We start from the raw sequence: 12,748 nt of genomic DNA on the forward strand, positions 1-12,748 counted from the left end.
CTGTATGGAGAGAATCATGAGCAACGTTAAACTGACCGATATCAACACTTTGCGCCAACGCGCACGCCAGCATGTAGAGCAAGGCGCCGTCACCGAAGGCTACAACGCCGACCGCGAGACCATCATCCGCCTGCTCAACGAGTCGCTGGCCACCGAGCTGGTCTGCACCCTGCGCTACAAGCGCCACTACTTCATGGCCAGTGGTATCAAGGCCAGCGTCGCTGCCGAGGAGTTCCTTGAGCACGCGAACCAGGAGTCCGAACACGCCGACAAGCTGGCCGAGCGTATCGTCCAGCTGGGCGGCGAGCCGGACTTCAACCCGGACAACCTGAGCAAGAACTCCCACGCGCAGTACGTGGCCGGCAGCAATCTCAAGGAGATGGTGCTCGAAGACCTGGTTGCCGAGCGTATCGCCATCGACAGCTACCGCGAGATCATCCAGTACATCGGTGACAAGGACCCGACCACCCGTCGCATCTTCGAAGACATCCTGGCCCAGGAGGAAGAGCACGCAGACGATATGTCGGACCTGCTGCAAGGGCTGTAGGAGCGGGCTTGCCCGCGAAGAGGCCGTCGCGGTGCCCGGCACCGCGACAAGCCCGCTCACCCCTCTCAGCGGAACCGCGCAAAGGCCCGCCACATCTCCCGGGCAAAGATCTGCGGCTGCTCGAACGCCGCGAAGTGCCCGCCGTGCTCGGCTTCATTCCAGTAGAACAGTTCAGCGTAGGCTTGCTCGGCCCACTTGCGCGGCGGCTGGAAGGTCTCGGCGGGAAACACCGTGGCCCCCATCGGCAACTGGATGCGCTCTGAAGACGCACGCACCGCCGAGAAGAAACTGCGGTCGCGAATGGTGCTGCCCACACCCTCCCAGTACAAGCGGGCGCTGGACGTACCGGTGCCGGTGAACCAGTACAGCGAGATGTCATCGAGCATCTGGTCGCGGCTCAGGGCATCTTCCGGGCGCCCCTTGTTATCGGTCCACTCCCAGAATTTCTCGTACATCCACATGGCCAGCGCCAGCGGCGAGTCGTTCAGTGCATAGCCGATGGTCTGCGGCCGGGTGTTCATCTGGTCGGCATAGCCGGACATCTGGTCCAGGTAATGATCCACGTCACTCAGCGCCCGCAGCTCGGCCTCGGTGGGATGCTTCGGTGCGTGCTCGGGCACCACCAGCAACAGGTTCACATGGGCGGCGAGCAAGCCCGCCGGCTGCTGACTGGCCAGTGCGTGGGTGATCGCCGAACCCCAATCACCGCCTTGGGCGACCCAGCGCGGGTACCCGAGCCTCTCGGTCATCAGCACGGCCCAGGCACGGGCAATCCGCTGTGGATTCCAGCCCTGCTCGGTGGGCTTTTCCGAGAAGCCATAGCCGGGAATCGACGGCACCACGACGTGGAAGGCGTCTTCGGCACGGCCGCCGAAGCGGGTCGGGTCGGTAAGGCGCTCGATGACGTCGAGAAACTCCACCACCGAACCCGGCCAGCCATGGGTGAGCAGTATCGGCATCGCCTGGGGATGCGGCGAGCGCGCATGGATGAAGTGAACAGCGACGCCGTCGATCTGTGTGTGGAACTGCTCGAAGCGGTTGATGCGAGCCTCGAACTGGCGCCAGTCGTAGCGGTTGAGCCAATGGTCGATCAAGCCCTTGGCAGCCTCCAGGGGCACGCCCTGGGACCAGTCGGCGACCAGTTCCGGATCGGGCCAGCGGATGGCGCGCAGGCGCTGGTGCAGGTCGTCGATTGCAGCCTGCGGGATATCGACCTTGAATGGCTCGAGGGTGGAAAGCGTGGACATGTTCAACTCCGGATGAAAACGAACCTGTAGCGGTCACTACAAACCCTAAGCCGCGCCTCCGAACACTGTCAACGAAAAACTTTAACGACTGCTACAAATGCGATAGAGTGCCGCCCATGACACGAAAAATCTCATTCGACTATCAGCAAGCCCTGGCCAGCGCCACGGACTTGTTCTGGAAAAACGGCTACGCCGCCACCGGCCTGCGCGATCTGCTCAAGGTCATGGGCATCGGCGAGGGCTCGTTCTACAACACCCTCAAGAGCAAGAAGCAGCTCTACCTGGCCTGCGTCGAGCGCTACAACGAAGAGGTGGTCGGCAAGCGCGAACAGGCTCTGTTGGCCGCACCGACTGCGGCCCTGGGCATCCGTGCGTTCTTCGCCGATGTGCTCGACAGCCTCGACAACCCACAAACGCCCTCGCGCCTGTGCCTGCTCGCGGCGATGGAGACCGAGGAAGTGTTGGTCGACGACGAGCTGAGGTTACGCGCCGAGCAGGCGCTGGCGGACTTGAAAGCCATGTTCGCCTTGCGCCTGGCCGAGGACCGCGAGCGTGGGGAGTTGCCGGCGAGCCTGGACCCGCAATTGAATGCAGCGATCATCGCCACCTACCTCAAAGGGCTGTGGCGCATGGCGTTGGTGGAGTATGAGCGGCCGGCGTTCGAGCGGCAGATCGATGCCTTCCTGACGGCGCTCGGGCTGTAGCCGATTATTTGGCTGGGCCGGCCCTACCGCGGGACCAGTCGGGGCGCCGAACCGCCGTGCCGCGCCCTCTACTTCTTCGGCTTCACCGCCGCAGGCGCCTTGCCGGCCTTCATCCGCTCCAGCAGCGGCGTGCACTGGTTGGGCACATCACCACTCGGAGCGATCAGCGCCAGCAACCCGGCGGCCGGCCCGATCGCCACACCCAGCGCTACCATCCCTGCGCCACGCAAGGCCAGCGGCACCGCTTGCACGCCAGCACTGGGCTTGGCGAACGGCCCACGCACATACAGCGGTGAGCGCAGCGAGAACAGGCGCAGCCCCTTGGATTCCGGAGTGACCTTCAGGTCCAGTTGCTCGCTGGCGAAATTCGCCGTGCCATCGATGTAGATGATCGCGTTCTCGGTGTCGAACACGAACAGCCGCGTGGTCGCCAGGCCATCCTTGACACCGACGTCGGCCGCCGCGCAGTTGATCTTCACATCCTCGTCGCCAAACAGCTTGTCGACCACGTAGTTGCCGACGTTGAGCCCGGCGATCTCCATCAGGCTGCGGCTGATCGCACCATCATTGATCAGCAGGCGCAGGTCGCCGTTGGAGGTGCCCAGCAACGCCGCCACAGAGTTGCCGCGACCGCTCAGGTCGGCGTCGCCGTTCAGCTCGCCGAAGCTGGTCTGCATCGGGGCAAAGGTCGGGAACAGCTCCTTGAGCTTGAAGCCGCGGGCAGTCAGGCGGGCCCGGCCCTGCATCGGCACCGAGCGGCCATCGAGGCGAATATTGGCATCGAGGTTGCCGCCGGCCACGCCAAAGCGCAGCGGGACCATACGCAGCAGACCGTCCTCGAGCACCACATGGGCAGACAGATCCTTGAACGGCAACTGCTCGCTATGCACGATGCGCTTGCCAGCGAACGTCACGTCGGCATCCATCGCCCGCCAGCGGTCGGTGCGGAACTCCTCTACCGGCAGCACCTTGCCGGTCGGCTGCTTGCTGGCGCCACCACGGGCTTTTTGCTCGGCATTGGAATCGGCGCCGATCAGTGGCGCCAGGTCCTTGAACAGCAACTGATTGGAGACCAGGTTGCCGGAGAGCTTGGGGCGTGGCTGGCTGGCGACGAAGGCCAGGTCGCCATGGATGTCGCTGTCACCGATCTTGCCGTTGAAGCCTTCGTAGCGGAAACGCGCGCCCTGCGGATCATGCAGGTTGGCGCTGAGGTGGCCGTCGGTGGAATACGCAGGGGTATCGGGCAGGGTCACACCGGTCAGCGGGTAGAGGTTGCCCAGGCTGCTGCCGGAAAGCTTCAAGCGCAGGTCCAGAGCGCCGAGATTGCGTGGGTCGGTCAGGGTGCCGGCGACGGCTGCGCGGGTGTCGCCTACGCGCGCATCGACCTGCAGCGGGAATGGCTGCCTGGCGTCCTGCAGCGCCAGCAAGCCGCCGATCTTGCCGGTCGCGGACACTGGCTGGCCCTTGTAGCGGCCTTCGGCCTTGAGCCCGAACGCGTAATCCTGCGCGCCACCGGCTTTTTCCGCGCTGGCCTTGCCGACGATCTCGCTGAACGGGATCGGCTTGCCCAGCGGGTCGATCTGCACCTTCATGTCGGTTTTCAGGGTCTGGTCGTCGAAGCGCACATTACCCTGGTCGAATCCGATCGCCCCGATATCGAGCACCCACCTGGAAGGTTCGGCGTTCTCGTCCTTGGGCCCGAAATCGAAAGTCCAGTTAGCGCGGCCGTCAGCCAGGCGCGTGAGGCTGGCGGTGGGATGAGTAAGGTCGATTCGGGGGATCGAGATCTGCTGGAACAACAGCGGCAGCGGCGACAGGCGAAACTCGACACGTTCCAGGCCGACCATCTGCGGCTCCTTGAGCCAGTCGGGATTGCCCAGGGTCAGGTCTTCGGCCACGAAGCGCGGCCAAGGCACCCAGGCGCGCCAGCCGCCCTCATCGGGCTCGCGTTGCCAGTGCACGGCGAGGTTGCCATTGATGGCGAACGGGCGGTGCAGCGCTTCGGAGACCTTCTCGTTGAGCAGCGGCTTGATACGGTTCCAGTCGAAGGTGGCAATCACCACCACCAGTATCACCAGCAAGGCCGCGAGGCTGGCGAGGATCCAGGTGAAGATTCTGGCGGGGCGCGTCATTGCGGGGCTCTCCTGACTGCAAGACTTGAAGCGGTGCGGCAAAGGCATTCATTACTTCGGACTGATGAAAGCCCGAGGGGTTTTATCGACGACGGCAATGATAGCGAAGTTTTTTCTGACCCATTTCTCAGCTTTGTGGGTGGAATCGACCTGGATGTTACCGGTAAAACGCGGTAGCACGTAGCCACCAACCACCCCGAAATCACTGATCCAGAGCCTTCCCGACCAACCATCATTTGCGTCGATTGTTACCATTAGCCATATGAACTTTTTTCTTGAGTTACCAAGCGTAGCATTGCCCCCGTACCCACTTTCCAGCGTCCCACGAGGAGCACCGAATCATGAAACGCCAACTGCTGCTGAGTCTGAGTCTTTCCATCCTGGCCGCCAACGCCTTCGCCTTGCCGGCTGCCGACCAACACCTGAGTGCCGAAGCCCGTTCCAGCTCGGCAGTGATTTCCCAGCCCCTGAAGACAGTTGCCGAAGGTGGCTCGGATCGTCTGATCGAACGCAACAACCGCGTTGCCGAAGGTGGCTCGGATCGCCTGATCGAACGCAACAACCGCGTTGCCGAAGGTGGCTCGGACCGTCTGATCGAACGTAACAACCGCGTTGCCGAAGGTGGCTCGGACCGTCTGATCGAACGCAACAACCGCGTAGCCGAAGGTGGCTCTGATCGTCTGATCGAACGTAGCAACCGCGTTGCCGAAGGTGGCTCGGATCGCCTGATCGAACGCAACAACCGCGTAGCCGAAGGTGGCTCTGATCGTCTGGTCGAAATCCGCCGCGTGAGCTGATGCCCATGGCTGATAACGACAACTCGACATACAGCGCTTGCTCCCCTCCAAAGCCCGGTCCATTGACCGGGCTTCGTTTTTTTATCTAGAGTGCCAAGCCGTACAGTCACAGAATCCAGAGCCCCATGCTGCCGCGTGCCGAACAGAAGCAACAGACCCGCCAGGCCTTGCTCGACGCCGCCTGCCAGCTCATGGAGAGTGGCCGGGGCTTCGGCAGCATCAGTCTGCGCGAAGTGGCCAAGGCGGCCGGTATCGTCCCCACCGGTTTCTACCGGCATTTCCCCGATATGGATGCCCTGGGCCTGGCGCTGGTCGCCGAGGTCGATGCCACCTTCCGCCAGACCATTCGCCTGGTGCGCCACAACGAATTCGAACTCGGTGGCATCACCGACGCCTCGGTACGTATCTTCCTCGATGTGGTAGCGGCTCACCGCGCCCAGTTCCTGTTCCTCGCCCGTGAACAGTACGGCGGCTCGCAGCCCGTGCGCCAGGCCATCGCCCGACTGCGCCGGGATATCAGCTCTGACCTGGCTACCGACCTTGCACGCATGACCCGCTGGCAGCATCTGGACAGCGCCGCCCTCGGGGTGATGGCCGACCTGGTGGTCAAGACCGTGTTCGCCACCCTGCCAGAGCTGATCGACAGCCCTGATCCGGCTTGCCCGCAGGCGCTGACCGCGCAGGACAAGATCACCCAGCAACTGCGCTTCATTTTCGTCGGGGCGCGGCATTGGCAGGGGTTGGGGAATCCGGGCTGAAGCCTGCGAAGCGGCCGGCACAATCAACCCCTCCCCCAGTTCTGCTACCATGGCGCCCTGCCCGATTGCGACGAGCGCCTTCATGTCCAACCCCCGCCCTACCCCGTCCGAGCTGAGTACCTGCCTGGCTTCTGTGCGCGAACATTTCGCCAAGCGCATCGTGCCCTTGTGGCAAGGTCCCGGTTGGAACGCCGACATGGCCCTGCCCTTCGAAGCCCTCGACGCCGAACACCACCCCCTGCCGGTGCAGCGCTACCGCGCCATGGCCTGCGCACGCCAGCTGTACCTGTTCAGCAGCCGCATCGAGCAACCCGGTGCCGCCGAGCGCGCCGCCGCCCTGTTCCGCTCGCTGCAACGGCATTTTCACGATGCCGAGCACGGCGGCTGGTTCTACAGCATCGATGCCGACGGCAAGCCACTGGACCGACGCAAGGACCTCTACACCCACGCCTTCATCGTCTTCGCCTGCGCCCACTACTGGGGCAAGGTCCGCGAAGGGCTGGTCGAGTCGGCGCTGAACGCCGCCCTGGAAATCATCGAGGAACAGTTCGCCCGGGATGATGGCCTGTACGAAGCCGTACTCGGCGAAGACTGGTCCGATCTTGGCAGCGGCCCGCTGCAGAACCCGCAGATGCACCTGGCCGAAGCCTTCCTGCAGACCCTGGCCGTACGCGAGGACGATGCCGCGCAAGCGGCCCTGGTGCAGTTATGCACAGCCCTGCAGGCGCAGTTCATCGATCCGGCCCACGGCGTGATGCTGGAGAAACCCCGCGGTGCTGTGGATAACTGGTTCGAGCCTGGGCATCAGTTCGAATGGTTCTACCTGCTCGACACCTCGCCACTGCTGCGCGGCACACCGCTGCATGCATCGATCAGCCGGGCATTCGAGTACGCCGAGCGCTGCGGCGTGAAGGACGCGGCGGTGCTCGCTTCGCTGGATGTCGAAGGCAAGGTGATCGATGCGACCCAGCGGATCTGGGCCCAGGCCGAATATCTGCGGGCGCTGGCATTGAAGCCAGGCAACGAGGCGAAGCTGATGACCCAGCTCAAAGCCCTCGAAGACAACTTCCTGCATGCCGGCGGCTGGCACGAATGCCGCGACGGCCAGGGCGCAGTCAGCCGACACGACATGCCGTCCACCACGCCCTACCACCTGGCCACCTGCCTCGAAGGCCTGCAACGCCTGCTCTGATTGATGTAGGAGCAACTGTCCTGCTCAAAATCTAAAGACCAGCCCAATCCCTGTGGGAGCGGGCTGGTCCCGCGAACACGGGCGTAGCCCGTGCCAGGCAGCGCGGTGTCTCTTTCGCGGGCAAGCCCGCTCCTACAAGGGCTGGCGTGGAACCGTTCTCAGCCCTTGGCCGAACGGTCGATCGAGAACCCAGCCCAGTCCTGACTTACCGGCATCAGCTCAAGGTTGTTGATGTTGATGTGCGCCGGCTGGTTGAGCACCCAGAAGATAGTGTCAGCGATGTCCTGCGGCTGGATCGGCTCGGCGCCCGCGTAAGTAGCGTCGTAGCGCGACTGGTCGCCACCGAAGCGCACCAGCGAGAACTCGCTTTCGCACAGGCCCGGCTCGATGTTGGTCACCCGTACGCCGGTGCCGCGCAGGTCGCAGCGCAGGCTCAGGGAGAACTGCCCGACAAAGGCCTTGGTGCCGCCATACACATGGCTGCCCGGATAGGGATAGTTACCCGCCACCGAACCCACATTGAGGATGCTTGCGCCACGGCCATGGGCGATCAGGCGCGGCAACAGCAGGCGGGTGGTGTACATCAGGCCCTTGATGTTGGTGTCGACCATGGTTTCCCAGTCGTCCAGGTCGCACTGCGGTGCCGGGTCTGCCCCCAGGGCAAGCCCTGCGTTGTTGACCAGGCCCTGCAGCTTGTCGAAGGCCGGCGGCAGGCTGGCAATGGCCGCCTCCATCGCCTTGCGGTCGCGCACATCGACCACCAGGCCGAGCACCTCGGTCTTGGCCGACAGCTCGGCGCACAGGGCATCCAGGCGCTCCTTGCGGCGACCAGTAAGCACCAGCTTCCAGCCAGCGTCGGCGAAACGACGGGCAGTGGCTTCACCGAAACCGGAAGTGGCACCTGTGATGAATACGGTGGACGTCATGCTGTTCTCCTTCGCTGTAGGGGTCGTCGCAGGCCTTGCAGCATGCCCTCGGCGCACGCTGGCAGCAAGCCGTTTTCGGTACTGGTCAAAAAACAGGCAACGCCTCGAAAGCCTTGCAGCACAAGGGCTGGTGCAGGCTATACGCATCTTATCCACAAGGCTTTCCCCATGGATTGGGGGCAACTCGTCGGTCAAAGGGAACCCTTTGACCTGGATAAACTCATTCAGAACGCTCAGGTGATGGCGCAACGCTTTCAACCATGCCGTGTCCAGCAGTCTGTCCAAGGGTTGCGCACAGACTTATCCACAGAAAGGCAACAGCGATTTCGAGCCGCGATTCATGGGCAAAAGCGCGACGCAATAGTGCACAAAGCGTGACTGATCAAATATTGACCAACGCCATGCAGGCCTTTGGATACGTGGGTTTCAGCGACATGCCACCATGTTTTCCACAGGCGGTTCCACATTAATCGTGGAAAACATCGTGCCTGTGGAAACAAGGGGTTATGCTGGGAATCTACGGTGGTTCAAGCGGGATGTGCGACAAGTTGTCCACATTGGCGACCGGGGCCGCAAAGCAGCCCCTGCCACACCTTAATGCCCACCCAGATATGCGCTACGCACCTCTTCGTTGACCAGCAACTCCTGCCCGGTCCCGGTCATGCGGATCTGCCCGTTGACCATCACATAGGCCCGGTCCGACAGTTTCAGCGCATGGTTGGCGTTCTGCTCGACCAGGAAAATGGTCATGCCGGTCTTGGCCAGCTCGCGCAGGGTCGAGAAGATCTGCTTGACCACGATCGGCGCCAACCCCAGCGACGGCTCGTCCAGCAACAGCAGCTTGGGCCGGCTCATCAAGGCGCGGGCGATGGCCAGCATCTGCTGCTCGCCGCCAGACATGGTCATGGCCCGCTGGTTGCGTCGCTCCTTGAGTCGCGGGAACAGCTCGTACATGCGCTGCATGTCTTCGTCGGCATGCTTGTCGCCGATGGGGATGGTGCCCATCATCAGGTTCTCCTCGACGGTCATGTCGGGGAACACCCGCCGCCCTTCCGGTGACTGGGCGATGCCGTTGGAGGCGATGTAGTGCGACGACTTGCGGGTAATGTCAGTGCCACGGTAGAGGATCTGCCCGGAAGCTGCCCGCGGTTGGCCGAAGATCGACATCAGCAGCGTGGACTTGCCCGCACCGTTGGCACCGATCAGGCTGACCGTCTCGCCCTCCTCGATGTGCATCGAGACCTTCTTCAGCGCCTGGATCGGCCCATAGAACACATCCAGGTCCTTGAGCTCGAGAATGGGTGCACTCATATCAGTTCCTCTTCGTCGGCACCCAGGTAGGCGGCGATCACCGTCGGGTTGTTGCGGATGTCCTGCGGGGCGCCTTCGGCGATCACATTGCCGTGGTCGAGCACGACGATGTGATCGGAAATGCTCATGACCATGCCCATGTCGTGCTCGATCAGCACCACGGTGATGTCGTGTTCGTCGCGCAGCACACGGATCATGCGGCTCAGCGCCTCGGTCTCCTGCGGGTTGAGACCGGCGGCCGGCTCGTCCAGGCAGATGATCTTCGGCCGCGTGCACATGGCCCGGGCGATCTCCAGCCGACGCTGCTGACCGTACGACAACTCGCCAGCCAGGCGGTTGGCGCAATCGACCAGATCGACCACCTCCAACCAGTAGAACGCGTGGTCCAGCGCGTCGCTTTCGGCCTGGCGATACCCCTTGGTGTTGAGCACCCCGGCCAACAGGTTGCGGTTGACCCACATGTGCTGGGCCACCAGCAGGTTTTCCACCACCGACATTTCCTTGAACAGACGAATGTTCTGGAAGGTGCGCGCAAGGCCCGCGCGGTTCACCAGATGGGTACCGCCGAACATCTTGTAGTACAGACGATTGGCGAAGCGGGCCGGCGAAACGAAATCCGTCGCCTCGAAGCGTTCGCCCAGCAGTTGGATGACGTTGGTGTGGCTGCCACGCACGTTCAGCTCGATACGCCCACCGCTGGCCTTGTAGAAGCCGGTCAGGCAGTTGAACACCGTGGTCTTGCCGGCGCCGTTGGGGCCGATCAGGGCGAAGATCTGGTTGCGCTTGACCTTCAGGCTGACGTCGCTGAGCGCCTTGATGCCGCCGAACTGCATCATCAGGTTGTCGACCGAGAGAATGATTTCGTCGCTCATGGCGCCACTCCTTTACGTGGGACCACGCCAGTGCGGCTGATGCGAATCAGCCCTCGCGGTCGCCAGATCATCATCAGCACCATCAGCACACCGAACAGCAGCACGCGGTACTCGGAGAAGCTGCGTAGCAGCTCCGGCGCCACGGTCAGCACGAAGGCGGCGATCACCACGCCCACGGTCGAGCCCATCCCGCCCAGCACGACGATGGCCAGGATCAACGCCGATTCGAAGAAGGTGAACGAGGACGGGTTGACGAAGCCTTGGTAAGTGGCGAAGAACACACCGGCAAGACCGGCAGTAGACGCGCCAAGGGTGAAGGCCGAAAGCTTGACCAGCACGTGGTTCAGGCCCATCGAACGGCAGGCGATCTCGTCTTCGCGCAGCGCCTCCCAAGCGCGGCCGACCGGCATGCGCGTCAGCCGGTGCTTGATGTAGAGCACCGCCAATACCACCAGGAACAGCACGATGTAGATGAACAGGAACTTGTAGTTGGCGTTGTATTCGATACCGAAGAACTCGTGGAACGGCACCCCACCATCCTTCGCCCGACGGCCGAACTCCAGCCCGAAGAAGGTCGGCGACGGCGCCGGCATGCCGTTCGGGCCACCAGTGAACGACAGCCAGTTGTTCAGCACCAGGCGGATGATCTCACCGAAGCCCAGGGTCACGATCGCCAAGTAGTCGCCATGCATGCGCAACACCGGGAAGCCCAGTATGCATCCGGCCAGTGCCGCAGCGATGGCCGCCAGCGGTAGCACGCTCCAGAAGCCCAGCCCCAGGTACTGGTAGCCCAGCGCCAGGCCATAGGCGCCAATGGCGTAGAACGCCACGTAACCCAGGTCGAGCAACCCGGCCAGGCCGACCACGATGTTCAGGCCCAGGCCCAGCAGCACATAGATCAGCCCGAGGATGACCACGGTCAGCAAGTACTTGTTGGCAAAGATCGGGAAGACGATGGCGATGACGATCAGCGCCGGGATGATGTAGCGCAGGCGCGACTTGTAGTCGGGTGCCAGCACGTGCACGCCTGAGCCGCCGCTGTCGAAACCTTGCAGCAGGCGTTGGCCGGTGGTTGTCTGCAGGAACAGGCTGAGCACGAAGCGACCGATCATCACCCCGCCGACCAGCCAGGCCACGCGCCGGGGTTCTGCATTGAAGCTGTAGCCGTCGAGCACCACGCCGACGACAGGTCCGAAAACGATGAGCGCCAGCAGGCCGGCGACGAGGGTCTCGATCAGGCTGCGCTTGATGTCGAAACCCTTGCTTGGGGAAGTGGAGGCAGTATTGGCAACGGACATGATCACACCTTAGCCACGAGCGGGCGACCGAGCAGGCCTTGTGGACGGAAGATGAGGATTATCACCAACAGCGAGAAGCTGAATACGTCCTTGTAGTCGGAGTTGACCAGCCCAGAGAACAGCGACTCGGAAATGCCCAGGATGATCCCGCCGAGCATGGCGCCCGGTAGCGAGCCGATGCCCCCGAGTACCGCGGCAGTGAACGCCTTGATGCCGATGATGAAGCCCGCATAGAAGTCGAAGGTGCCGTAGTTCATGGTGATCAGCACACCCGCCAGCGCTGCCATCACCGCACCGATGACGAACACATAGGAGATCACCCGGTCGGTGTTGATCCCGAGGATCGACGCCATCTTGCGGTCCTGCTGGGTGGCGCGGCACATGCGCCCGAGCTTGGTGTACTTGATGACATAGGTGAGCAGGCCCATGCCGACGAAGGCGGCCACCAGGATGAAGATCTTGGTGTAGGTGAGCTGGACGAAGCCGGTGCCGATATCGACGCGCCAGGCACCTTCGAGCAGGGTCGGTACGCCTTGCTGGCGCGCCCCCTGGCTGAGTTGCGCGTAGTTCTGCAGGATCAGCGAGATACCGATGGCGCTGATCAGCGGCGCCAGGCGGGTGGAGTTGCGCAGTGGCTTGTAGGCGATGCGCTCGATGGTGAAGCCATAGACACCGGTGACGACAATGGTGAACAACAGCGTGCCAAGCATCAGCAGCGGGAAGGATTCGATACCGAAGTAGGCCAGCAATGCCAGGCTGATCGCCGCGAGATACGCGGAGATCATATACACCTCGCCGTGCGCGAAGTTGATCATGCCGATGATGCCATAGACCATTGTGTAGCCGATGGCGATCAGACCATAGACAGACCCGAGGGTCAGCCCATTGATCAGTTGCTGCAGGAAAATACCATCCATAACGCAATCTCACCTGTTGAGATTGCACGAGCGCCGACCACGGCGAG

The 12,748-nt window shown here is 62.8% G+C and carries 12 protein-coding genes; 5 read left to right on the forward strand and 7 right to left on the reverse strand.

What is annotated here, in order from left to right; translation table 11 throughout:
* Window positions 1-16 precede the first annotated feature (16 nt).
* Window positions 17-547: a ferritin-like domain-containing protein gene (locus AB688_RS25075; RefSeq protein ID WP_063546357.1), complete on the forward strand. Its 531-nt coding sequence runs from the start codon at window positions 17-19 to the stop codon at window positions 545-547.
* 65 nt (window positions 548-612) lie between these two features.
* Here AB688_RS25075 and AB688_RS25080 read toward each other — a convergent pair whose 3' ends face one another.
* Complete coding sequence (locus tag AB688_RS25080; protein ID WP_063546359.1) at window positions 613-1,794, reverse strand: epoxide hydrolase family protein; 1,182 nt, start codon at window positions 1,792-1,794, stop codon at window positions 613-615.
* 116 nt (window positions 1,795-1,910) lie between these two features.
* On the opposite strand from AB688_RS25080, the gene AB688_RS25085 reads away from it, so the two are divergent.
* The gene (locus tag AB688_RS25085; protein ID WP_063546361.1) at window positions 1,911-2,498 is read left to right on the forward strand and encodes a TetR/AcrR family transcriptional regulator; all 588 of its coding nucleotides are present in this window, start codon (window positions 1,911-1,913) and stop codon (window positions 2,496-2,498) included.
* A gap of 68 nt (window positions 2,499-2,566) precedes the next feature.
* Here AB688_RS25085 and AB688_RS25090 read toward each other — a convergent pair whose 3' ends face one another.
* Entirely contained in the window at window positions 2,567-4,630 is a 2,064-nt protein-coding gene (locus AB688_RS25090) for an AsmA family protein (RefSeq protein ID WP_063546363.1), read from the reverse strand.
* 341 nt (window positions 4,631-4,971) lie between these two features.
* Between AB688_RS25090 and AB688_RS25100 the strand changes: the two genes are divergently transcribed.
* The 3 genes from AB688_RS25100 (at window position 4,972) to AB688_RS25110 (ending at window position 7,377) form a co-directional block, all read left to right on the forward strand.
* Complete coding sequence (locus tag AB688_RS25100) at window positions 4,972-5,427, forward strand: hypothetical protein (RefSeq protein ID WP_063546367.1); 456 nt, start codon at window positions 4,972-4,974, stop codon at window positions 5,425-5,427.
* Between the two features lie 125 nt (window positions 5,428-5,552).
* Window positions 5,553-6,185 carry a TetR family transcriptional regulator gene (locus AB688_RS25105; protein WP_054894553.1) on the forward strand — a complete coding sequence of 211 codons (633 nt, stop codon included), beginning with the start codon at window positions 5,553-5,555 and terminating at the stop codon, window positions 6,183-6,185.
* Between the two features lie 82 nt (window positions 6,186-6,267).
* Entirely contained in the window at window positions 6,268-7,377 is a 1,110-nt protein-coding gene (locus AB688_RS25110; RefSeq protein WP_063546369.1) for an AGE family epimerase/isomerase, read from the forward strand.
* A gap of 158 nt (window positions 7,378-7,535) precedes the next feature.
* On the opposite strand, the gene AB688_RS25115 is transcribed toward AB688_RS25110, so the two are convergent.
* The 5 genes from AB688_RS25115 to AB688_RS25140 all read right to left on the reverse strand — a co-directional run bounded on the left by AB688_RS25115 (window position 7,536) and on the right by AB688_RS25140 (window position 12,701).
* Window positions 7,536-8,303 carry an SDR family oxidoreductase gene (locus tag AB688_RS25115; RefSeq protein WP_054894551.1) on the reverse strand — a complete coding sequence of 256 codons (768 nt, stop codon included), beginning with the start codon at window positions 8,301-8,303 and terminating at the stop codon, window positions 7,536-7,538.
* Window positions 8,304-8,897: 594 nt separating this feature from the next.
* Window positions 8,898-9,614 carry an ABC transporter ATP-binding protein gene (locus tag AB688_RS25125; RefSeq protein WP_054894550.1) on the reverse strand — a complete coding sequence of 239 codons (717 nt, stop codon included), beginning with the start codon at window positions 9,612-9,614 and terminating at the stop codon, window positions 8,898-8,900.
* Window positions 9,611-10,486, reverse strand: a complete 876-nt coding sequence (locus tag AB688_RS25130; RefSeq protein ID WP_063546373.1) for an ATP-binding cassette domain-containing protein — start codon at window positions 10,484-10,486, stop codon at window positions 9,611-9,613. Before AB688_RS25130 ends, AB688_RS25125 begins: the two co-directional genes overlap by 4 nt.
* Window positions 10,483-11,784 (reverse strand): high-affinity branched-chain amino acid ABC transporter permease LivM, encoded by a 1,302-nt coding sequence (gene livM, locus AB688_RS25135; protein WP_054894548.1) that lies wholly within the window; start codon window positions 11,782-11,784, stop codon window positions 10,483-10,485. The genes AB688_RS25130 and livM overlap by 4 nt, the downstream gene beginning before the upstream one ends.
* Window positions 11,785-11,786: 2 nt before the next feature.
* A complete protein-coding gene (locus AB688_RS25140) occupies window positions 11,787-12,701 on the reverse strand; it encodes an ABC transporter permease subunit (RefSeq protein ID WP_054894547.1) in 915 nt (304 codons plus the stop codon).
* Window positions 12,702-12,748 lie beyond the last annotated feature (47 nt).

The sequence above is a fragment of the Pseudomonas putida genome (assembly GCF_001636055.1).
Lineage (GTDB): Bacteria > Pseudomonadota > Gammaproteobacteria > Pseudomonadales > Pseudomonadaceae > Aquipseudomonas > Aquipseudomonas machongensis.

Coding starts and splice junctions, on each gene's coding strand:
- AB688_RS25115 (WP_054894551.1), bottom strand. CDS start 8,303: ATGACGTCCACCGTATTCATCACAGGTGCCACTTCCGGTTTCGGTGAA.
- AB688_RS25100 (WP_063546367.1), top strand. CDS start 4,972: ATGAAACGCCAACTGCTGCTGAGTCTGAGTCTTTCCATCCTGGCCGCC.
- AB688_RS25125 (WP_054894550.1), bottom strand. CDS start 9,614: ATGAGTGCACCCATTCTCGAGCTCAAGGACCTGGATGTGTTCTATGGG.
- AB688_RS25075 (WP_063546357.1), top strand. CDS start 17: ATGAGCAACGTTAAACTGACCGATATCAACACTTTGCGCCAACGCGCA.
- AB688_RS25085 (WP_063546361.1), top strand. CDS start 1,911: ATGACACGAAAAATCTCATTCGACTATCAGCAAGCCCTGGCCAGCGCC.
- AB688_RS25105 (WP_054894553.1), top strand. CDS start 5,553: ATGCTGCCGCGTGCCGAACAGAAGCAACAGACCCGCCAGGCCTTGCTC.
- livM (WP_054894548.1), bottom strand. CDS start 11,784: ATGTCCGTTGCCAATACTGCCTCCACTTCCCCAAGCAAGGGTTTCGAC.
- AB688_RS25080 (WP_063546359.1), bottom strand. CDS start 1,794: ATGTCCACGCTTTCCACCCTCGAGCCATTCAAGGTCGATATCCCGCAG.
- AB688_RS25140 (WP_054894547.1), bottom strand. CDS start 12,701: ATGGATGGTATTTTCCTGCAGCAACTGATCAATGGGCTGACCCTCGGG.
- AB688_RS25130 (WP_063546373.1), bottom strand. CDS start 10,486: ATGAGCGACGAAATCATTCTCTCGGTCGACAACCTGATGATGCAGTTC.
- AB688_RS25090 (WP_063546363.1), bottom strand. CDS start 4,630: ATGACGCGCCCCGCCAGAATCTTCACCTGGATCCTCGCCAGCCTCGCG.
- AB688_RS25110 (WP_063546369.1), top strand. CDS start 6,268: ATGTCCAACCCCCGCCCTACCCCGTCCGAGCTGAGTACCTGCCTGGCT.